12 protein-coding genes are annotated in these 17,703 nt (G+C 40.8%); 6 read left to right on the forward strand and 6 right to left on the reverse strand.

Annotated features, from left to right (window positions below; genetic code table 11):
* Positions 1-15: 15 nt before the first annotated feature.
* Positions 16-780, reverse strand: coding sequence for a DeoR/GlpR family DNA-binding transcription regulator (locus AB8618_RS15555; protein WP_413400996.1), 765 nt, complete (start codon positions 778-780; stop codon positions 16-18).
* Positions 781-938: 158 nt separating this feature from the next.
* On the opposite strand from AB8618_RS15555, the gene AB8618_RS15560 reads away from it, so the two are divergent.
* Positions 939-1,466 carry a sugar O-acetyltransferase gene (locus AB8618_RS15560; RefSeq protein WP_413400997.1) on the forward strand — a complete coding sequence of 176 codons (528 nt, stop codon included), beginning with the start codon at positions 939-941 and terminating at the stop codon, positions 1,464-1,466.
* 35 nt (positions 1,467-1,501) lie between these two features.
* Positions 1,502-3,169 carry a tetratricopeptide repeat protein gene (locus AB8618_RS15565; protein WP_409424235.1) on the forward strand — a complete coding sequence of 556 codons (1,668 nt, stop codon included), beginning with the start codon at positions 1,502-1,504 and terminating at the stop codon, positions 3,167-3,169.
* Positions 3,170-3,244: 75 nt separating this feature from the next.
* Here the strand turns inward: AB8618_RS15565 and AB8618_RS15570 are convergent, their stop codons facing one another.
* A complete protein-coding gene (locus tag AB8618_RS15570) occupies positions 3,245-3,709 on the reverse strand; it encodes a hypothetical protein (protein ID WP_409424236.1) in 465 nt (154 codons plus the stop codon).
* Positions 3,710-4,060: 351 nt separating this feature from the next.
* Between AB8618_RS15570 and AB8618_RS15575 the strand changes: the two genes are divergently transcribed.
* Both AB8618_RS15575 and AB8618_RS15580 read left to right on the forward strand, forming a co-directional pair.
* Complete coding sequence (locus AB8618_RS15575) at positions 4,061-5,701, forward strand: hypothetical protein (RefSeq protein WP_409424237.1); 1,641 nt, start codon at positions 4,061-4,063, stop codon at positions 5,699-5,701.
* Between the two features lie 72 nt (positions 5,702-5,773).
* On the forward strand, positions 5,774-7,759 hold the full coding sequence (locus AB8618_RS15580; protein WP_409424238.1) for a hypothetical protein: 1,986 nt from the start codon (positions 5,774-5,776) through the stop codon (positions 7,757-7,759).
* A 62-nt stretch (positions 7,760-7,821) separates the two neighbouring features.
* Here the strand turns inward: AB8618_RS15580 and AB8618_RS15585 are convergent, their stop codons facing one another.
* The 4 genes from AB8618_RS15585 to AB8618_RS15600 form a co-directional block, all read right to left on the reverse strand.
* Entirely contained in the window at positions 7,822-10,236 is a 2,415-nt protein-coding gene (locus AB8618_RS15585) for an ABC transporter permease (RefSeq protein ID WP_409424239.1), read from the reverse strand.
* Between the two features lie 84 nt (positions 10,237-10,320).
* Entirely contained in the window at positions 10,321-12,717 is a 2,397-nt protein-coding gene (locus AB8618_RS15590) for an ABC transporter permease (protein WP_409424240.1), read from the reverse strand.
* A 1-nt stretch (position 12,718) separates the two neighbouring features.
* A complete protein-coding gene (locus tag AB8618_RS15595) occupies positions 12,719-13,423 on the reverse strand; it encodes an ABC transporter ATP-binding protein (protein WP_409424241.1) in 705 nt (234 codons plus the stop codon).
* Positions 13,424-13,434: 11 nt separating this feature from the next.
* Complete coding sequence (locus tag AB8618_RS15600; protein WP_409424242.1) at positions 13,435-14,688, reverse strand: efflux RND transporter periplasmic adaptor subunit; 1,254 nt, start codon at positions 14,686-14,688, stop codon at positions 13,435-13,437.
* A 227-nt stretch (positions 14,689-14,915) separates the two neighbouring features.
* Between AB8618_RS15600 and AB8618_RS15605 the strand changes: the two genes are divergently transcribed.
* Entirely contained in the window at positions 14,916-16,334 is a 1,419-nt protein-coding gene (locus AB8618_RS15605) for a sigma-54-dependent transcriptional regulator (protein ID WP_409424243.1), read from the forward strand.
* 2 nt (positions 16,335-16,336) lie between these two features.
* Positions 16,337-17,653, forward strand: coding sequence for a sensor histidine kinase (locus tag AB8618_RS15610; RefSeq protein ID WP_409424244.1), 1,317 nt, complete (start codon positions 16,337-16,339; stop codon positions 17,651-17,653).
* Positions 17,654-17,703: the final 50 nt, after the last annotated feature.

Raw genomic sequence — 17,703 nt, forward strand, 5'->3', positions numbered from 1 at the left:
CTCACGGTGTAGTTGCTATTGTATAATCTTTGCGCAAATTAGTTTTACACCACACGCCTCTATGGCTGCGCGTTTATCATGCGCTAAGCCACTGTCGGTTATTAATGTGGTAACTGTTTGCCACGGTAATTCTAAATTTGGTATTTTTCGGCCAATCTTTTCTGACTCAACCAGCACAATAACTTCGCGCGCTGCTTTAGCCATCACTTGGCTAAGCCCAACAAGTTCATTAAACGTGGTTGTTCCTCGCGCTACATCAATGCCATCGGCACCAATGAACAGCTGATCAAAATCATATGAGCATAGTACATTTTCGGCTACTTGCCCTTGAAACGATTCTGAATGCGGATCCCACGTGCCACCTGTCATCAAAAGGGTTGGCTCGTTTTCAAGTGCTAATAAACGTGTTGCCACTTTAATTGCGTTAGTCATAACAACTAACCCCTGCTTGGTAGCCAACTCAGGGATCATCGCTGCAGTAGTGCGGCCGCTGTCAATAATAATGCGGTTATGATCTTTTATAAGCGCCGCTGCAGCCTTAGCAATCGCTACTTTGCGCTTAGAATCGATCTCATCACTTACTATCTCTTTTGGTAGCGCAATAGCTCCACCGTAACGGCGCAGCAATAAGCCACTTTTTTCAAGCGCGGTTAAGTCTTTTCGAATAGTTACTTCTGATGTTTGAAACTGTTCAGCTAAACTATCTACGCCTACCTCACCTAATTCATTAACTTGAGTAAGGATCAGATGGCGGCGTTGCTGGGTGTTTCGTTTGGTCATAAGCGATTACAATTAAGTTTCGTTTCGAAAGTTAGGAGATTTTAAACGAAACATAATAAATGGCAAGTGAATGCATAAAAATAAAGCAGTTTTATTCTGATAAAAATAATTTTATAAATACGGTAAGCTAGCGCCATGCATAGCGGAAGGTAAAATCAATGAAGCCATTTAACAGCTTAAACAAAATAAACTTAGAACAACGCAAAGCCACCCATGAGATTTGCCGCTTGTTTAATAAAAGCCCAAGCAAAGGCAACTTAAAACGCATAACAGGGCTGTTTGCTAACTCCGGCTCGGGCGTCATTATTGAAGCGGGCTTTCATTGTGACTATGGCAGTCAAATACAAATAGGTGATCGTACTTTTATAAACATTAACTGTACTGTTTTAGATGCCCCAATTAATGAAGGAGCCATAACTATTGGCAGTGATTGTTTAATCGGCCCGAATGTTCAGCTACTGGCAGTCTCGCATGCGATTAACCCTACAGAGCGGCTCAAGAAGGAGAACTTTACTGCACCGATTACTATCGGTAATAATGTGTGGATTGGCGCGGGAGTTATTGTGTTAGCTGGCGTTATAATTGGCGATAACGCTGTTGTGGGCGCAGGATCAGTAGTCACTAAAAATGTTGCAGCTAATACCGTGGTTGCAGGTAATCCTGCACAAAAAATACGTAGCATTTAATAGTCATATAATCTTTATGGCGAAAAGTTAATATTGTGTTATTTTTAGTTAAACACAAATACAGCTCATACTTAGTGATGTTTCTAAATATTGTTTTTATTATACTTTTACTTTTTTCTTATCCGATATCGGCGAGTGTTTGTAAGCAAAATAAATCGGTTGACATAACGAGTGATATTTTAACTTGCAAGCAAAATATCAGTAAACTCAAGTCACACTCAACAGCATCATTTGAGGCTAAATTAGAATTAGCCGTACTGTATAGGCAAGCTGGTGATTTAGCCTTAGCAAACTCAGAGCTTGAGCAACTACTTAGCCAAAGTTTAAGTATTTCACAGCAATATCATGTAACGCGACAACTTGGTATTAATGCATACAGGCAAAGAGGCTATATTCAATCTCTTACTTATTTTCATAAAACACAAAGGCTTGCTACGCAGTTAAAAAACTTAAGTTATGAAGGTCAAACATCGAATGATCTTGCTAATGTATATCAAGCGCTTGGAGATTTAGACACCGCTTTAACTTTATTTTTAAACAGTTACGACATTGCTAAGCAATTAAACGACTTAAAACGCCAAGCCGTTACTTTAAATAATTTAGGTAATATATCACGAGACATTAATCAATTAGATGATGCTATCGTGTCATTTCGACAAGCGCATTTACTGCATACCCAACTAGGCAATCAAACAAAGGCAAACCATACGCTGATAAGCTTAGCTGAAGTGTTTTTTAAAAAGTTACAGTTTGATAAAGCTATAAACCTTATAAACACAACGCTCACGCAATTAAATAATAGTGGTGCGCATACTCAAGCTTCACGTGCCTACTTACTACTCGCTGAAATCGCTTTAGCTCAAAATAAACTTAATGAGGCACAAAAATGGCTAGCAACACAAAAACGTACCCGTAGCCTTATTCAAAATGATAAAGTCGACCAACGGGCGCTATTAATAGAAGCAAAACTAAAACAACTAGAAGGTAATGACACTGAAGCACAAGTGTTATTAAAACAAGGGTTAGCCGAAAACCACAATCAAAACAGCCAACTAACAGAGTTATTTTACATCGCACTCGCTCAGTCACAACAGCAATCAAAACAATACCGTGATGCGCTAATTACGCTTGAAGATTACAATACAATGTTACGCCAAAATAGAGCTGATACGGCCAACCTATACCAGCTACGCTTGAAGCAAGCCGATATTCTCCCAAATAAGCCACAACATAACTATTTAACCCTTTATAATATATTAGCGGTATTTAGTGCTTTTATAGCAGGAGTGCTGCTCAGCTATAAATATTTAGCACAAACAAGAAAACCTCTAAATACAGTGAATAACGCCATCCCCAACGAAGCTACCGACACGGAGCAAGACACTCGCCAATTAATTGTAGAAGTTATGACGCTATCGCTGAGTATTTGGGAACAAACAAGTTCAAAAACGAGAATTGAGCTAGCTGAAGAAAGTAAAATGTGGAAAGTAAACATTGACGATGGTCGGCTGCGAGTGCGAACCTTAGAGCGCTATTTAGCGCTTAAAACACTACCTAAAAAACCACGTTGGCGTAATATAATAAAAACCGCACAATATGTTATTAACCACTGCAACGAAGAACATGAAGATGTACATAAACTAAAGCAACAAACACAAAAGCTGGAAGTACTTGCTAAAACCTACCCTCACTATTTAACCTGAACTCTGGTTACTTAACCTGAATCAGAATTAAAAAGCACAAGGTATCACCTATATCACCTCGTGCTACGGTTTTAACTATTTTACTGTATCACAGATATAACACGATAATGTAACGCCCATGTTAGCTTTATATTTCTGGTGATGCTCGACTCCTTTAAATTCATAAGGGCCTTCAAAACGAGTAAATATTTGCATATCTGAGTTTAATGTATTGTCAAAATGCATCATATTTGAGTGTAACGACTCACACATATTTTTACCCATATCATAAGCTAAGCGCCAATCATCAAACTGACCACAATCTAACATCGGGCTTTCTCGACCTGATGCAGAAAATCTTTTTTCAGTACATCCACTACTTGTATCACTTTTCAAAAATGAAAAAGTTCCTGTCGATATTTTCATCGAAGCGAGCAATATTGTTTGCTTTTTAGGGCAGTTTTGCGCGTTAACTTGAAGTTCTTCTTGCAGCATTTTTGCACTATGAGCATGCGCAAAGGTTGTTAGTAACAGACTTGATATTAAAATTGTATATTTCATTATATTTACCTCCATATATTTACTTAATCCTATTGTTGATGCTGTATTAACATACCTATTAAATACAAAACCAACTCAAAAAGTGTGCATCAAAGAGAGGTAAATCACACTTACAATCGTGGGGCAATTGGGTAAAAACGGGTAAATTTATTTTTAAGTTATTGTATTTATTTATATAAAAAATTATTCAACTAAAAAATAATGCCCGGCATGTTTACACCCCCTTACTTTTCTCACTTTTACCTAACTCGCCCCATGCTGACCCTGCTAATTCCTTTCGTGATGAAAATAAACAAGCAATATAAAAGGGCACATTATTTGTGCTTATTTATTATTTATGGAGGAATAAAAATGAAACGTACATTAATGACACCACTAGCTTTAGGCTCTCTTGTATATATGGCAATCATAAGTACCACTGCATTTGCAGGTACTGTTGAAAATACCAACCACCGTACTACTGCTTTAGAAAATGATTATGGTGCAATGGCACCTGCTCAAGTTAGCAAACAAACTTGGCAGACTATTTCAGCGTGGTCTACTGACTCGCTTTCTTTGCTTGATTTTATGGCTGAAAACGATGAAGAAGCGGTACTCAATCATTATATTGAAAAACTAACAGCAACTTATCAGGCCGAAGAAATCTTAAGCCAAATAAAAGAGATAGACGTAAATGCGCTTAATTTATGGTCTACGGTGCTTGCTGATCACTCACCAGAGAACAGCTATTACCTTGCGCGCTACCTTATACAGTATAAGCCGGCTCTTTTTAAGCAATGGTTAACAATGCAAAAAATGCTTTCGTTAGCTGAGTTTGTCGAAATAAACAATCCACGATTATTTGAAGCTTGGTTTGAAAATTACGCAGCTCCTAAGAAAAAAGGGCTCTCTGTTTTAAGCTATAACAAGGAAATGGATCCAACTACTTATAATGAAATTAAAGAGTTATTAAATAAAGATGCGAAGGGTGGTCCAAAGTCAGCCTGTGCCTGCCAAATGGTAGTGCCAAATACAGGTTCTGGTACTGTGGTAACAAATTACCCTTCAACCCCATCATCACCTGCACCTGAAACGTCTAGTGACAATAAAGGAATGTCTAAACACGGACTTAACTTTACCAGTACAGCTTACGGCGCATTTCATTCAGGCGATGGTGAGCGTTGGTCAAAACATAAAGCGTATGGCTACGATAACACAATAAGTCATAACTCTACTGAGTTTTCGGTAAAAATGCTGTGTGCCGATAAAGCGGGTTTTGATTGTAATCAAAGTAATTCATGTTCAGGAAACTTAGAAGTTAGAGGTACTTATGCCTCGCGCTTCCATGTAAAAGGGACCGCAAAGCAAATTTGGTCAAAAGCCACTAATGCACACTCTGCCGATGGCGCAAAGTTTGCCGTTGATTTACCTGGTTCTGCTCCTGAGATTGTATTGTTTAATAAAGCCGGTGGTGCAGCAATGAGCTTTAACACTGGATGGGATATTAACTCGGTGCTGGGCACTATAAAAGCAGCTTTAGGTATTACTGCTGCAATAGTGAATGACAATGCGGGTAGCTTACTAGATGCACAACTTGCCAGTGATTTAATTACTAATATTGCAGGCATAATTACCCGTTCAGGTAACGAAGCAAGCGTAAATTCGACAATGCGAGCTCGATTTGATTCATCTGACGTAAGTCCATTTTTGTTGCAACCCAACGAAGTTTACCACTTCACGCTCGACTCAGAAGCCCATGTTAAAGCAAGAGGTTATGGCGGTTATTCTGATAGTCATTTTGAGTTTGGTAGCTCTGGCGCTGTAATGTATGCCGCTAACCACTTTACTTGTGGCCCAAATGTTACCGCCCCCATGCCTACCGGTTTATGGTTTTATGCCAGCCAGTCAGGTCCTGATAACACCGCTTCTCTTCGTAGTGATGTAGAAAATTGGCTATCTATTCAGCTCAATCAGGGTGTTAATGCTTCGCAGCAGCAAGGGGTTGTATATTAAGCACTGCAATCGAACTTATAAAGGGTAGGTGCTTCCTACCCTCTTTTGTATGTTTAAAGCAAAGGAATCATCATGAAAAAACTACTTAAATTTTTTATCACTACACTTACAATAACAGTAAGTATGCATTGTGCTGCTATAACAAAACAATTTGATACAAGCACACTACCCGTACTATTTTATGCAAACCAAGAGAGCTATTTGGCTCAAACACCTTGGTTTAATTTTGCGTATCAGCAACGTAAAATACAACTACAAACTTGTAAAGAAGAAGCGTGTGTTCAACGTTTACAATTTTTAGAACTCCAAGAGGGCGATCAAAGCCATCAACATAATAATGGCTCCGCCTTTTTAGGTAACGCCGATAAAACACACACTTCAAACACTTACTCAAAGCTCAGGTTAGGCCAAAGTAATCACAATACGTTGCATGTTAGCGGTAACCAACGGCGCATTCTTTTTTCTTTTGAAATCAATGAAAGAGGCACTCCACTTCAATTTAAATTTGAAGACGAACAGGACTCTTTCACCTCAAAAAATCAACAAGCGCTTATTCGCTCATCTAAGTTATGTATATCAAAGTGTGAAACAACATGGCAGGCATTCAGTGTAGATAAGGAGGGTCAATACACTCCAATAACTTTCCATCAGCAGGCGCAAGATCAATGGGTTGTAAAAGAATTAGATAACACTATTAGAATTGAATTAACCGCTTTATTTGGTCAATATTCGGCGCCTTTACATCAGTATCACAACGAGGAAGTGTCGTTTTCAAGCTATCAAATAAATGACAAAGCACTTATAAATACACAGAGTCATGATCAACAAAACCAATATATTTTTGAGCAAACAAAAGTAATTGGTTTAAGTGGGCACACATGGGTTTTGCAGCAAGGCAATACACTGCAATTGACCGATAACCACGCTAGCATTTTAAAAACTCGCAAACTATCAACTTGGCATATAAACAAATTGCTAAATAGCTATATATCAAAGCATCGTGTTTATTTGTTAGCCCAAGTAAATGAGCAATATCAAACCCCACCTGCAAAGCAAACCGTGATAGCCCAATACCCAAAGGAAACGCAAAGCAAAATGCGCCCCGTGGTACTCTATGAGTTCGATTTAGCGCTTAACTTAATATCTAGCACCACACTCTATTTGCCTGAAAGTGAACTACCGTATGCACAAATAACACTTCAATCGTGGGGAGTATTAGTAGGCACAGGTGAAGCCGCTGCTGCATCGGTTAATCACACTTATCAAAGCAACCAGTCATCTGCAAATATGGCAAACTGCCCGATGATAAATGACGGTTATGGTTATGGCTTATTATGCTGGAAAGCATTAAACAACCCAGCTATAAATTATACACCGAGTGCAGCTAGTAGCATGATCCCAGTAACGGTTGTCGACAATACAACGCCAAGCCTACTTAACCAGCTGGAGGCAAACCAACATGGAATAATATTCGATAATAGCGGCACTCCTGTTGACCCTGGCGGCTCATGGACACATGCAGATAACGTTGCAATAAACAAAGAAGACTTAGGCCTATCAATTGCAATGTATCATCAACGTTGGCATTCACCTGTCGCGGCAAATATTATTTTCCCCGCAGGTAGCTCTTCTCGTCCTGTTATGTTTAGAGCTGTAGAATATTCTGCAGCAAATACCAGCAACCTCCCACACAATGTGTGCAATCAATTTGCTGCCAGTTCTGGCTACCCTGAATACCAAGCCGCTGATGCATGTATGACGCAAGCAAACTTTGGCCTATTTAGTTTAGAAAGCCTGAAATTTGATCGCTGGCAAGGCGGTATCTACCATCCCGATCAAAGTGTAAGTGGCAATGATAATAGCTGGTTTCCGTGGTTTACTAATTTTGTTGGTGATCCTCCTGTCGAAGAAGCTTTTACAGCTGCAGCGGTCCATGAAATGGTGGCTCGTATGCGTATTAACGCTGCAAATATTGGAACTTTAATACAAGACTCATACATTGACGGGCATTTTTATACCCAAGCACATGTACCAGGGTATTATATTTCGTATCAATAAAATTTACGATACAGAAAAGGGTTAGTGCATTCACCAACCCTTTTTAACTTACGGAGCTTTATCTATTCATATCGTAATATCAACGATGGCCGTGTACTGGCGGCTTTAAAGGCAAGGCTTGCAACCGTAAGCCAAGTGATTGCAGCAACACTCAAAGCGGCAACCAGATAAACCCACAGCGCTTGATCAACACGCTCGTTAAAACCTTGCAACCAGTTATCCATTAGCCAATAAGCTAGAGGTAAAGCAATTGCCGCCGCTGCGAACACTATGATTAAAAACTCACGGGCAAGTAGATTAACTAAATTTAAACGGGTTGCGCCCAACACTTTTCGCATGGCTAATTGCTTTTGCTGACGTTTTGCTGCAAATGCCGCTAGTCCAAATAAACCTAAGCAACTCAAAAGCATCGCCAGCGCAGAGAAATTTCGAATAAGCACAAACAAGTCTTGCTCGACACGATAAACTTTGGCTAAATCTTGTTGCATTAGGCTAAATTGGGGTTCGACGGTTAAATTAAATTGTCTTAAAAGCTCTCGTAGCTGATTCAATAATTGAGGAAAGTTTGCTTGTTCGGTGCTTATCACCAATCTAATAGTTGATTGTGAGCTATACCCAGCTGAAAATGACACAGGCAGCCAGTCGTCTTTTGCCGAGCCCACTTTGATGTCTTTTACTACGCCCACAATGGTTGCATTGATATTGCGGTAGAGCCCTTGGACTTGCAGTCCTACTATCTCACCCACATTTTCATAGCCAGCACGTTTTGCCATTTGTTCGGTCACCAAAATGGCCATTGCCTGAGGCGTATCCTCGCCCTGCTGCGTATTTGACTCCTCATTGACATAGTGCAACCAATCGCTTTGAAATTGTGGTGAAAAATCTCGGCCAGCAAGTAGTGTCAGACCCAAGGTTTCCACGGCATGAAAACCTGTGCCAATAGTCGGTGGCAGTTCGCTTTCTTCATAGCCGTTTGGCCAACGGAAGTAAAAACTTTCAAGAATGCTGTCGGTTAAATCTGTGTCCGTGGTGGTCACTTGCATGACACCGGGCAGCGCACGGATCTCATTGAGTATCGCGTGCTCTTTTATCATCAATTGCTTGCTGCTTAAATCGTGTATCACAATGCGATCTGTCGCATCATAACCAACCGACAAGCTTTGCAAGAACTTTAACTGTTGCAAGCTCACTAACGTACAAACAATTAAAGCCATTGCCATGGCTGCTTGAAAGACTAACAAACCTTTACGCACCATCTGACCTGTTTGCAATTGCCCTGCAAGTAATCTTTTTAGCGGTGCGCGTGCCACACAAAAAGCCGGATAAGCACCAGATATAAAAGCCAATAAAGACACCACACCCAATATAGCTAGCAATTGTGACCAGCCCCAAACTAGCTGCAATGGTCGGTTTGCAAAGCTACTAAAACTTGGTAATAACATCTCAACCCAACACAACGCTAACACCGTAGCAAGGGTCACCATTAGCAAAGCTTCTAACAAAAATTGCAGAATTAATTGTCGCTTACTGGCCCCTAAGGTTTTGCGCATGGCAATTTCTTTGCTGCGGTAAAGCAATTGCGACACCGCAATATTGATGTAATTGGCTGCGGCAATGGTGAGTAATAAACCACTCAATATTAGGCTCAAGTTCACTAAAAGATCCGACCCTCCGGGTTTAAATTCAAAGGGAGAATGGGCTTTAAAATACACGTCTCGCATCGGCACTAAACGATACTCAAGTTGGCTATTCTTTAATTGGTATTTTTCAATAAGACGGCTTGCCAGCTGCTTTTCAATCTCTTTTAAATCAGCTCCTTGCTGAGTTTTTAGATAAATATAACTCGATATATCATTATGTTCGGTGAAATCAACAGACACTAAAGCATGAAACAAAAAGTGGCTGTTATCAGGTAAGTTATTAAAAACAGCACGCACAGTGACACTTTTCTCGCCCATCAATAAGGTTTGTTCGAACGCATTGCTAACACTGCCGAATAACCTTACAGCCTCACTTGCACTCAAGGCTATTTGATTGGGCTCTGAGAGCGCTTGTTCAAGATTGCCAGCCATCACATCAAGATGAATAAAATCACGTAAATTGGCTGAAGTGCCATATACATTTCGCAGCTTAAACGCTTGCCCAGCCACTTTAATATGATCAGTAAATAAATCACTATCGACCACATCTGCCAGCACCAATAAGTTGCTTACATCACTACGTGAAGACACTGTTTGCGCAATGCTGACAACCGTTAATGGGATCTCTTCTAAGCCCGGCACCTTTACATCAACATGCAAACGATAAACTTGCTGGTGATCGGGCTGCATTTCATCAAACGACAATTCATACTCTGCGAATAACGTCACTAACAGAGCTGCGGCAAGACCAATACTTAACCCAAAAACATTCAATAACGAATACAGCTTATATTGCTTAAATACTCGAAACGCTGTTGTTACATGTGATATCAACATACCTAACCTATAAGAGCTTGTTTTAAAACAAAAATGGCCTACCTGTTACTCCGATAGACCATGGTTTTGGTTAATAAATTTTACTTACTCATACCGTAACGTCAGCGAGGGCCTCGTACTGGCAGCTTTAAAGGCGAGGCTTGCAACCGTGAGCCAAGTGATCGCAGCAACACTCAGAGCGGCAATTAGATAAACCCACAGCGCTTGATCAACACGCTCGTTAAAATTAGCAAGCCAGTCATCCACCAGCCAATAGGTTATCGGGTATGCTATGGCTACACTCCCTAATACTAAAATTAAAAACTCTTTTGCTAGAAGATTCATAATGCTGATGCGTGACGCACCCAGTACTTTGCGTACAGCGACTTCTTTTTGGCGGCGAATTGTGGCAAATGAAGCTAAACCAAAAGTACCTAAACAGGTTAAGAACACTGCAAGGCCAGTGAATATAAGTACTACAAAAGAAACACGCTCATCACCTTTTAATACCGCTTTATAGTTTTCAGCTAGCAGGTTTATTTTTGGCTCATAAATATTAGATACTTCAGCTAAAGCTGTGATCACTGCTTGTTTTATAGCAGGGAGGTTTTGCACGTTCACAGTTAAAATCACTTCAGATACCGGTGCTAAATAGTTAAAGCCACATAAAAACATAATATTAGAATTAGCATCTTGCGCATTACCCACTTTTACATCTTTTACAACACCAACAACTCGCATATCCACATTACGCCCTGTATCTTTAATTGTTTGTCCAACAATATCAGCCACATTGCTATAACCTGCCTGCTTGGCAACGGTTTCTGTAATGATTGTACCCACCGTTGTAACCCCGTTTTCTCGCGTAGCCCAGTCTGAGGAAAACTCACGGCTAAAATCTCTGCCAGCAATAAGCGTAAGGCCTAGCCCTTTTACAACATCAAAACTAGAACCTATCACTGGGGTTATTCCACCTGAAGATTCACCATTGGGCCAAGTGGGCTGTAATGTATTGTTAATTGAAACAGTTAAACGGGTATCAATAATCGTTGCTTGCTCTACACCATCTATAGCCGTCAAGCGATTAATTAGTGCACTAGGCTGCTGCGTAAATACCGATTGCACAGGCAACTCTGAAACAACTAAGCGTTGCTGCGTTTGATAGCCTAAAGGAAGACTTTTTAAGTGAGATAATTGTTTTAATAACGTAACGGATGCAATGATCAAACCGATTGCTAATGAAGCTTGCAAGGTCAATAAGCATTTACGTACCCAAATGGCTGTATTACCGCGCTGTAAATCGCCACTTAACACTCGTTTTGCGCTAAATGATGAGATAAACAATGCCGGGTACAAACCTGCAAGTATGCCTACAGCAATAACAACAGCCATAATGCCCAAACCAAAGGCTGAGAAATAACTCACTACCAGTTCACGATCGACCAGCTGGTTAAAGCTTGGCAATAACAGTTCCACTAACACACAAGCAATAATCATCGACAGTAGAGCAACCAAAGTAGACTCAGCCAAAAACTGTGTAACTAACTGCAGCTTGCTTGCGCCAAGTGCTTTGCGCACCCCCACTTCTTTAGCGCGTTTTGCAGATTGCGCCACTGTCATATTGATAAAGTTAAAACCAGCAATCAAAATAAGTAACACGCTCAACCCTGCACAAATCGTTACAACTTGCTTTGCGCCGCCTGCTTTCATTTCAAATGGCGATTTTGCTGTTAAATGTAAGTCTAATAATGGGTGTAACTCAATGGCAATTTGACCCGCCATTTGCCCATTAAAGTACTGTTTAGAAAGTGTATCAGCGAGTGCTTTTGGATCTGCTTGCGGCGCTAAGCGCATATAAACATAACTGCTATTAACCATCAGGTTATTTGGATCATGTTTTACATATACGAGGTTTTTAAATGCAAAGTGAGTATTGCTTGGTAAATCCGCAAACACCGCCCGTACAGTATATTGCCCTTGCTCGTGTTGTAGCGTGTTACCAATAACATCCACTGCACCGAAAATACGCAGTGCTTCAGATTCACTTAACGCCAGGCTCCCTGGTGTACTCATTGCATTTTTTAAATCACCTGCCAATGTATTGATATTGATAAAGTTCTCAATATTGGGCGTTGCTCCATATAAATCATTAAGCTTAAAACCCTGATCCCGGTACTGCACATCAACCATGGCTTCTCTAGTCCACGATACCATAGTCAAACCAAACACTTCTTCTACTTGGCTATACTCCGTGGCTTTTGCTGCTTGAGAATAATTAAAAATAGGAATGACTGATAAGCCCAACTTTGAGAAATCTTGGCCTACACGGTAAACACGTTCAGCGTGTGGTTGCTGACTATCATAAGACAACTCGTTTTGTGCAAACAGTGCCACTAGAATAGCCGCGGCTAAGCCGATACTTAACCCTAAAAGGTTTAGTATAAAGTGCTGCTTTTGTTGCTTAAATGCCCGTAGAGCTGTCACTAAATAATTAATAAACATATTAAGCAACCTCAGCTACAGCTTGCTGCGCAATATTCGCTTTATCAAGCATTACTTGGCCATCAAGTAGGCGTACTAAGCGGTCTGCGTAATTACCCTCTTTATCAGAGTGCGTAACCATAATTACCGTGGTGCCCTCGCGGTTTAGTTCGCGGAGCATCGCCATCACTTCATCACCATTTTTAGAATCGAGGTTACCGGTTGGCTCATCGGCTAAAATTAGTTTAGGGTTAATTACTAATGCACGCGCTACTGCAACACGTTGCTGCTGACCACCCGATAACTGCTGAGGTAAATGCTCGCCGCGGTGATCAATACCCATGCGCTTTAAAATGGTTTCTACGCGTTGTTTGCGCTCACTTTTTGATATTTTTTGGTACTGCAATGGCAGCTCTACATTCTCAAATACGGTTAGCTCATCAATTAAGTTAAAGCTTTGAAATACAAAGCCAATTGATTCTTTACGTAGCTCTGCTAGTTGTTTTTCGCTATAGCCTGCAATGTCAGTTCCCGCAAAATCAAAGTTGCCTGTGGTTGGTGAATCAAGCATACCTAAAATCGACAGCAGGGTTGACTTACCACAGCCAGAAGGCCCCATAATCGCTAAAAAGTCACCTTCATTTACAGTTAAGTTGATATTGCTCAGCGCTGTTGTTTCAACATCTTGAGTACGAAATACGCGGCTTAAATTAGTTAATTTGATCATTATTATTTTCCTTAAAATTGTAGTTGCTGTGCTTTGTCAAAGTTGCTGTAGCTAGAGGTAATTACTTGATCCCCCGCGTTTAACCCTTCAAGCACTTCAAAATAGTGTTGATTCTTTTTGCCTAGGCGGATATCACGGCGCACTGCTCTATCACCGCCTTGCTCGATTACATAAACCCAGTTACCGCCCGAGTTGGTAAAAAAAGCCCCGCGTTTAAGCAGTAAGGCATTGTTATTGTCATCCCCTAGCATTAACTCAATATCAATGCTTTGACCGCGCTTAACAGCTTTAGTGTTACCGGGTAAGTCCACTTCTACTTGAAATTGTGACTGCTGTACGCGGCTATCAATTTTGCTTACTTTGGCGGTAATAGCGTCATCATCAAGTTCAATAATCACAGCCATATCGCGCTGCACTTGGTTTAAATAAAATTCATCCATGCGCACCACTAACTTATATTCATTAGGAATATCTATTTGGCCTAACCGCGCACCACTGTTTTTAGATTCGCCAATTTCCACATCAAGTTCGCTTAAATAACCCGATACTGGTGCTTTGATTAATAAGTTGTCGAGATTTCGACGCGCAAATTGCAGATTTTTTTCGAGCATTTTAGCGCTGTCTGACAACTGCGCCACTTGCACCTCACGGATTGAGTTTTCCTGTTTTTGGCGCTCAAGGGTGAGCTCTTTGCGGGCTTGGTAATAATTTAAATCTTCTTCTAGTTCGGCTAGTTGGTCTTGCGCTAATACGCCAATTTTAACCAAGGGTTTAGTTTGTTTTAAACGGCGGGTTAGGTGGGTAATTTTTAAGTCGATTTCTAATAAATCACGGCGTAAATTTAACCGGCTGGTTTCCATGGTCATTTGCGTATTGCGTAAAAAATTAAGTTGCTCAGTAACTTGTGCTTCACGGCTCATTACATCAAGTTGTAGATTAGTATTACTTAGGCGCACTAGCGGTTGGCCTTTTTCTACATACTCGCCCTGTTCAACTAAACGCTCTTCCACTTGACCGCCAGCGATAGTATCAAGATAAATACTGGTTTTTGGCACTACTTGACCGCGTAAGCTCAGTGCATCTTTAAAGGCGCCTTGTTTAACCGTACTAACAGTTAAACTGCTGCGCTCGATGTTTTGGCTACGGCCTGTATCACTGCTTTGCGTAAAACCATATGCAGCCGCAGCAACACCTAAAGTAAGAGCTGCAAAAGTAAATTTTTTAAAATACTTTTGCGTAAATGAGCGTTCTATTTTTTTGTCCATGTCGGCTACCTTGATACAGGTTTAATTTAACTAATTACCTATTGTTATTACAAAGCGTATGCCAACTTTAATTAACGAAATAAAATCAACTACTTAATTTCAAATTAAGTTTTTAAACTAATTATAGTGTCCGTTTATAGAACACTTTGTTATCTTATGAACGTCCATTTATGGACACTGTCCCCTTTTTGTTTTAGGCTAAATAAAACTCTATAAGAATAAAAAACATGAAACACACAGGCTCTCTTCTAATTGTTGATGACAACCCAGACATTCTCATTGCAGCACGTTTATTACTAAAACAGCATTATCAAAGTGTTAAAACCACAGACAATCCATTTGACATTGCAGGCATCATTAACGAGCAACGCAAACTCGAGCAGCCCGTTGACGTAATACTGCTTGATATGAACTTTACCCAAGACTCAATCAGTGGCAAAGAAGGCTTTTATTGGCTAAAAAAAATTATTGAACAAGACGCTAATATCGTTGTTTTATTAATGACCGCTTACGGCGACATTCAACTAGCCGTAGATGCAATTAAAGCGGGTGCCTCTGATTTTATTGCTAAGCCTTGGCAAAACGAGCAATTACTTGGCGCTGTGGCCGCCGCATTTTCACACGCCGAAGACAAACAGCAAGTCGGTAAATTAACGCGGCAAAAGCAAGGGTTAAACCAAGCCCTGAATACCCCCAGCTTTGAGTTTTTAGGTCAAAGCAATGCGATGCAGCAGGTGTTTAGTACTATAGAAAAAGCAGCACAAACTGATGCCAACATACTGATCACCGGTGAAAGTGGCACAGGCAAAGAGCTCACCGCGCATGCCATTCATCAAGCAAGTATGCGCCACAGCCAAACCTTTATGAGTTTAGATATGGGCGCAGTGGCGCAAAATTTATTTGAAAGCGAGCTATTCGGCCATAAAAAAGGCGCGTTTACCGATGCAAAAGCTGACAGAATTGGTAAATTTGAACTTGCCCAAGGCGGCAGTTTATTTTTAGATGAGCTGGGTAATTTACCCCTCGAACATCAAGCCAAATTACTGGCTGCACTACAAAATAGGCAAATAACACCCGTTGGCGGCAGCAAAGCGGTTGATATTGATATCCGCCTAATTTGCGCCACTAACGACAACCTTGATCAAGCTGTGAGTGAAGGGCGTTTTCGCCAAGATTTGTTATACCGAATAAACACCGTTGAAATTCGCCTACCTGCATTACGGGAGCGCAGCGATGACATTCCATTATTGGCTGATTACTACCTAAATCACTTTGCGCAAAAATATAAACGAGACTTAACCATTAGCGATCATGATATGACATTACTTTGCCAGTATTCATGGCCAGGCAATGTGCGAGAACTTGCCCACGCAATAGAGCGCGCCGTTATTTTAACTGAAGATGATACACTCGATATAACCTCAGTTGTGGGTAATAGCGCAGCACCTAGCACTCATTCTGCGAGTCAAAGTACAGAGGATATAAACAATCAGCTACAGTACGACACCTTTGATTTAGAAACACTCGAGCAACGCACTGTACGAGCCGCACTTAAGCACCATCAAGGTAATGTGAGTCATGCAGCCAAAGCACTTGGGTTAACTCGCGGTGCCATGTACCGCCGCCTTGAAAAGTACGGGCTATAATCATGCGAGCTAATTTATTGCTTTCATTTAATATTATTGCACTTATAAGTATAAGTGCGTTGCTTAGCTATGTATTGCAAAAGCATGGTTTTTCAGCGACGACATTGTTAATAATGCTAGTTGCAACGGCATTAATAGCGCATATTTTTACGCTGTTTAAGCGCCAACAAAAACAGGCTGAAATGGTCATTCGCGCCCTTGCCAATGGCGACAGCACCTTGGGCCTTGGCCAGCAGCACCCAATGCTTAAGCAATTTGAGCAAGTAAAAACACAAATGCAAACAGCGCGCTTTAATGCCGAGCAGCAAGCGCAGTTTTTACAAGCTTTGCTCATCCATGTTGATTTAGCTGTTATGGTATGTGATGACAATGGTAAGGTGATTGAATCAAACCCAGCCGTTAGTAAATTACTGGGGAAAAGTTTCCAGCATTTACATGAGCTAGGAGCCGTAGGTGAGTTAATTTTAAACGCCAGTAATAACCTGCGCAGCACCACCTACTGGCAAAATGGCGAGCAGCACGACACCCTTTCAATTCAACTGAGTATCGCCGAAATACAAGGTAAAGTTCGCCGCGTAGTGAGCTTACAATCTATTCATGACCAGTTACAACTTAAAGAACAACAAGCGTATAAACGCTTAACTAAAGTACTCACTCACGAAATTGCCAACTCTATTACGCCACTATCATCACTAGCTGATACCTGCAGTAATTTGCTCCCACAAGAGTTATGTTTTGATGAGCTTGAAGATAAACAAGACTTACAGCTTGCGCTAAGCACGTTAGCATCAAGGACAGCTCATTTAGGGGGTTTTATTGCTCGTTTTCGCCAAGTAAGTAGCTTACCTAAGCCCAATTTAGCGCCTGAAAATTTATCCGACATGCTAGCGCGTATTGTCGCCTTACATCAACAACAAGCCCGTGAACTGCAAATAGATATAGAGCTTACAATTCAAAGCCAGCAATTAGTGATGCTAGACAGCAGTCAAATAGAGCAGGTATTAGTAAACTTAATAAAAAATGCACTTGAAGTACTAAAGAGTAGCCAAAAGTACAGCGCTGAGAATGCCGTTCAACCAACGATTGAAATCAGCTTGGCGCAAAACACTAGCCAACAACTTTATGTTGAAATCAGCGACAACGGCCCAGGCATCAGCGAACATGTGGTGGATATGATCTTCGTGCCATTTTTTACCACCAAGCAACAAGGCTCCGGCATTGGCCTTAGCCTCTCCCGGCAAATCATGCTAAACCACGGCGGTGATTTAATTTATATACAAAAGCCACAAGGCGCATGTTTTAGGTGTGTGTTTGGTTAAGTGTAAAACACCATTTAAGATGACTACTTATTAGAATTGGCATTTTCGCG

This window comes from Pseudoalteromonas sp. RW-H-Ap-1, assembly GCF_048318575.1.
Taxonomy (GTDB): domain Bacteria; phylum Pseudomonadota; class Gammaproteobacteria; order Enterobacterales; family Alteromonadaceae; genus Pseudoalteromonas.

Excerpts from the sequence above, each read along its gene's own strand:
- AB8618_RS15600 (WP_409424242.1), bottom strand. The coding sequence starts at position 14,688 with ATGGACAAAAAAATAGAACGCTCATTTACGCAAAAGTATTTTAAAAAA.
- AB8618_RS15590 (WP_409424240.1), bottom strand. The coding sequence starts at position 12,717 with ATGTTTATTAATTATTTAGTGACAGCTCTACGGGCATTTAAGCAACAA.
- AB8618_RS15575 (WP_409424237.1), top strand. The coding sequence starts at position 4,061 with ATGAAACGTACATTAATGACACCACTAGCTTTAGGCTCTCTTGTATAT.
- AB8618_RS15560 (WP_413400997.1), top strand. The coding sequence starts at position 939 with ATGAAGCCATTTAACAGCTTAAACAAAATAAACTTAGAACAACGCAAA.
- AB8618_RS15610 (WP_409424244.1), top strand. The coding sequence starts at position 16,337 with ATGCGAGCTAATTTATTGCTTTCATTTAATATTATTGCACTTATAAGT.
- AB8618_RS15595 (WP_409424241.1), bottom strand. The coding sequence starts at position 13,423 with ATGATCAAATTAACTAATTTAAGCCGCGTATTTCGTACTCAAGATGTT.
- AB8618_RS15555 (WP_413400996.1), bottom strand. The coding sequence starts at position 780 with ATGACCAAACGAAACACCCAGCAACGCCGCCATCTGATCCTTACTCAA.
- AB8618_RS15580 (WP_409424238.1), top strand. The coding sequence starts at position 5,774 with ATGAAAAAACTACTTAAATTTTTTATCACTACACTTACAATAACAGTA.
- AB8618_RS15570 (WP_409424236.1), bottom strand. The coding sequence starts at position 3,709 with ATGAAATATACAATTTTAATATCAAGTCTGTTACTAACAACCTTTGCG.
- AB8618_RS15585 (WP_409424239.1), bottom strand. The coding sequence starts at position 10,236 with ATGTTGATATCACATGTAACAACAGCGTTTCGAGTATTTAAGCAATAT.
- AB8618_RS15605 (WP_409424243.1), top strand. The coding sequence starts at position 14,916 with ATGAAACACACAGGCTCTCTTCTAATTGTTGATGACAACCCAGACATT.